This window comes from Mesorhizobium sp. M4B.F.Ca.ET.089.01.1.1, from assembly GCF_004022605.1.
In the GTDB taxonomy this organism is placed as follows: Bacteria; Pseudomonadota; Alphaproteobacteria; order Rhizobiales; family Rhizobiaceae; genus Mesorhizobium; species Mesorhizobium abyssinicae.
Map to the genome: position 1 here is coordinate 1 of NZ_RZOS01000499.1, position 3,769 is coordinate 3,769.

Here is a 3,769-nt window from a genome sequence, read left to right on the forward strand (position 1 = left end):
CGAGGACCTGACGCTGCCGCTGTTCGAAGAAGTGTCGGTCGAATCGCGCCGCTACGTCGCCGCCGCGCTTTCGGAATGCGAATACGCGCCAGGCGCCTTGGTCCGGCGGCTGGCTGAGGAGCCGGTCGACATCGCCGCTCCCTTGCTGACCCGCTCGCGGGCGCTGAGCGACATCGACCTCATCGCGCTGATCGGCCGCCACGGCCTGCCGCATGCGCGCGCCATTGCGCGCCGCAAGGAACTGAACCCGACCATCGCTGATCTGATCAGGGCGCTCGAGAAGCCGACGCTGGTCAGGGTGCGGCCGCCGCAGCCGATCGCGCAGCCAATGTCCGCGAAAGCCGAAGCGGCGTCGGCCAAAGCCGAAGCGACACCGGCCGCGGAATCGCTCGCCATCGCCACCGACGAGGATGCGCGGCAACCGCCAGGCATGGCTGCCGAAAATGCCAGGCGCCGGCTGCGCGCGATGATGCGTCCTGAAACCGGAAGCGAGAGTGTCAATCCGTTCGTCGGCCAGGCGAGCTATGTGAAGCTGCGCGAGACGGCGCTGACCGGCAATGCGGCGTTCTTCCAGACCGCGCTGGCGGACGCACTCGACATCGATTTCCAGACGGCGCGCTCGCTGACCGAACAGGCCAGCTATGCCGCGCTGCTCGCCGCCTTGCGCTCGCTCGACCTCAGCGAGGATCGCGCCTTCCTGATCGCCGTCGCCGTCTACCCCCGCGAGTTTCCGCATCCGCAGGCGATCCGCCTGTTCCTCGACCGCTACCGCCTGCTGCACCGCGAGGCGGCACTCGACAAGGTGCGCAACTGGAAGGCCGAGACCCTGTCGCGGGGGATCCGCGGCAACGCAGCCGACAGGGCGAATGACGAGGAGCGCCGGGCCTCGAACAGCGGCGACGCGGCCGCCAGCCTCAAGGCGTCATGAGTCCGTCCTGACGGACAAAAGCTCCTCGACCGGAACGGCGCCGGCCTCGATCTCGACCACCCATATATCGGGATCGAACTTCTTCTCGCGCTCCAGCCTGGCGTCGAACGGCGCGGCATCGTCGCCGGAGCCGAGCAGGCTGAAGAAGCGCTCGTCGGGCTTGGCCGAATCGTAGCTGGTCTGCGGCGCCGGCCCGAACAGGGCGACCTCGCCCAGCCGGCCGCGCGACAGCACGAAGATCGCGCCCGCCTCGGCCGCGCCGCGCTTGACCACGGCGGCAAAACCGCCAGCGGCGAACACCCGGCGCAACAGGGCCGACACCCACAGGTCAGTGGTCACGCGCATGGCAAGGTTCCGGACGACATGCTGGCTCTCATATCCGGATTCCTGCCTGTCCGCGAGCGCAGGCATTCTTTGGGCGCCTCGGTCAAAAAAGAGGGCTGCGACTAACAAAGTTTGTTAGGATTTATGAAAAACACTACATTGCCGGGCATGAAAGCTCAGCCCATGCGCACACTGACGGTTTCGCTCACCCCGAAGCAGGCCGCTCGCCTGCAAGGCGCTGTCGATAGCGGGGGCTATGCCTCGAACAGTGAGATCGTGAGGGAAGCGCTTCGCCTATGGGAGCAGCGCGAGGAACTGCGTGCCCTTGAGCTGGAACGTCTCAAACGAGCTTACTATGAAGGCATGGCTAGCGGCGATGGCCAAGAGGTGGACCGTGCTGCGTTCTTGCGCGCTCTGAAAGCAGAACGCGCCGCCCGTGGCTGAGTTTCGGCTTACTCCTCGAGCCATACAGGATCTACGAGACATCTGGCATCATATCGCCGACAACGAACCAGCGGCCGACAAGCTGATTTCGCGCATTTTTGACAGGCTGGAATTGGCTTGCGAGCACCCTGATATGGACGCAGCGCGGCCAGAGCTAAGCGCCACGGCCCGAATTCTGGTGGAGGGGCGCTATGTCGTGATTTACGAGCCGACAGCTTATGGCGTGTTGGCCGTCGCAGTTGTCCACGGGATGCGAGACCCTGAGCGATGGCTCAGTTAGGCTTTGCTTCTCAGTTGGTCAGGCCGATCTCGCGCATCTTGACGTAGACGATCTCGTCGGGCTCGCCGGTCTGCGGCAGGCCGAACAGCGACTGGAATTCCTTGATCGCCGCCTTGGTTCGCGCGCCGACGACGCCGTCGAGCTGCATGTCGTCATTGCCGAAGGCCTTCAGCCCGGCCTGGATCTTGACGATGCGGGCATCGGGCGCCGGCGCGGCGGCATCGGCCGGCGCGGAGACCGGGATGGGCGCCGGCGCGACGGCGGGAGCGGCGACGCTGTCCACCGGCCTCGGCACCGGATGCGGGATGGCCGCCGTCGTCTGCCTGGCGCCGAGCTGGTCGAGCAGCACGGCGTCGATTTCGCCGGTCGCCGGCAGCCCGACCTTCTGCTGATAGGCCTGGATGGCCTTGCGCGTGTTGGGGCCGGAGATGCCGTCGACGGTGCCGGAATAGAAATCGAGATCCTTCAATATGCCCTGGACCTGCTCGACGGTCGGGTCGGTCTTGACCGGCGGCCGTACGATGTTGATGGTCGTCTCGGGCTCGTCCGCCGCGCGCGGAAAGTCCTCGATGCTTCGGGTGGCGAAGAAGGCGCCGGCGTGCGGGAACGGCTGGTACCAGAGCGCGTTGGCCGACACGTAGAACAGCGTCACCAGGAAAGCGGTCGAGCCGCCGACCAGCACCGGATTGCGCGAGATCATGCCGCCGAGCGCGAGCGCGCCCTCCTCGAAGGCGCTGCTTTGGCGCTTGACCGCCCTAGGCTGTCTTGCGGAGCGAGCCATTCCTGTCCCCTTTCGCATGCCCCTTGGTCTTCACCGCTGGTATCGCCAGCACGCCGCTATCCTTGTCCCGCGAATGGCCCTTCGGCCCGTTCACCGGCAGGCTGATCGTCACCGTGGTGCCCTCGCCCGGCATGCTTTCGATCGACATGGTACCGTCGTGCAGCGCGACCAGGCCCTTGACCAGCGACAGGCCGAGCCCGGTTCCTTCGAAGCGGCGCGTGTAATCGTTCTGGATCTGCATGAACGGCTTGCCGAGATTGGCGAAATCCTCCTCGGCGATGCCGATGCCGGTATCGCTGACCCAGAAATGCAGCCGCGAGCCGACGCGCTTGGCACCGACCACGACATTGCCGCCATCCGGCGTGAACTTGATGGCGTTGGAAACGAGGTTGATCAGGATCTGCTGCACGGCGCGGCGGTCGGCATTGATCTCGCCCGCATCCGGCGCGATCTGCGCGGCAAGGCCGATGTTCTTGGTCTCGGCCTGCAGCCGCATCATCGACCGGCACATATCGACCGCCTCGACGAAGCGGAACGGCTCCGGCTCGGTCGAATAGGCGCCGGCCTCGATGCGGGAGACGTCGAGGATCGAGCTGACGACGCCCAGAAGATGCTGGCCTGAGTCCCTGACCAGGCTGACATATTCCTTCTGGCGCGGATCCTTGAAGGGACCGAACATCTCATGCAGCAGCATGTCGGAGAAGCCGATGATGGCGTTGAGCGGCGTGCGAAGCTCGTGGCTGACCACGGCAAGGAAGCGCCCCTTCGCCACCTCGGCCTCGGCTGCGGTCTCGTTGGCGGCGGCGAGCTCTTCGCGCAGCGCCGCGACATCGTCGTTCTCGCTGAGCAGCAGCGTGAACGCGTCCTGCTGCTCGCCCCGTATCAGCTGAAGGCGAAACGGCTGGAAATTGTCGGCGGCTGCCGAGCCATCGCGCGGCAGGCGGATGCGCAGATCGACCCGGCGCATGGCGGCGCCGTCGCGCATGTCGGCGAGCGCCGAGAGATAGCCGAC

General features: G+C 66.1%; 6 protein-coding genes. 3 read left to right on the top strand and 3 right to left on the bottom strand.

The genetic code is table 11. From position 1 onward, the window contains the following. Positions 1-928, top strand: a 928-nt coding sequence (locus EN780_RS29360) for a DUF2336 domain-containing protein (RefSeq protein ID WP_128276040.1), incomplete at its 5' end; no start/stop codon positions are given. Here the strand turns inward: EN780_RS29360 and EN780_RS29365 are convergent. Then, positions 923-1,273: a DUF1491 family protein gene (locus tag EN780_RS29365; protein WP_128276041.1), complete on the bottom strand. Its 351-nt coding sequence runs from the start codon at positions 1,271-1,273 to the stop codon at positions 923-925. The genes EN780_RS29360 and EN780_RS29365 overlap by 6 nt on opposite strands. Positions 1,274-1,435: 162 nt before the next feature. Here EN780_RS29365 and EN780_RS29370 point away from each other — a divergent pair, with 162 nt between their 5' ends. Both EN780_RS29370 and EN780_RS29375 read left to right on the top strand, forming a co-directional pair. Next, positions 1,436-1,696 carry a type II toxin-antitoxin system ParD family antitoxin gene (locus tag EN780_RS29370; protein ID WP_189556832.1) on the top strand — a complete coding sequence of 87 codons (261 nt, stop codon included), beginning with the start codon at positions 1,436-1,438 and terminating at the stop codon, positions 1,694-1,696. Next, the gene (locus EN780_RS29375) at positions 1,689-1,976 is read left to right on the top strand and encodes a type II toxin-antitoxin system RelE/ParE family toxin (RefSeq protein ID WP_128276042.1); all 288 of its coding nucleotides are present in this window, start codon (positions 1,689-1,691) and stop codon (positions 1,974-1,976) included. The genes EN780_RS29370 and EN780_RS29375 overlap by 8 nt, the downstream gene beginning before the upstream one ends. Before the next feature lie 10 nt (positions 1,977-1,986). On the opposite strand, the gene EN780_RS29380 is transcribed toward EN780_RS29375, so the two are convergent. Further along, complete coding sequence (locus tag EN780_RS29380; protein WP_127391045.1) at positions 1,987-2,757, bottom strand: peptidoglycan-binding protein; 771 nt, start codon at positions 2,755-2,757, stop codon at positions 1,987-1,989. Next, positions 2,732-3,769, bottom strand: a 1,038-nt coding sequence (locus EN780_RS29385; protein WP_133372759.1) for a HAMP domain-containing sensor histidine kinase, incomplete at its 5' end; no start/stop codon positions are given. The genes EN780_RS29380 and EN780_RS29385, both read right to left, overlap by 26 nt.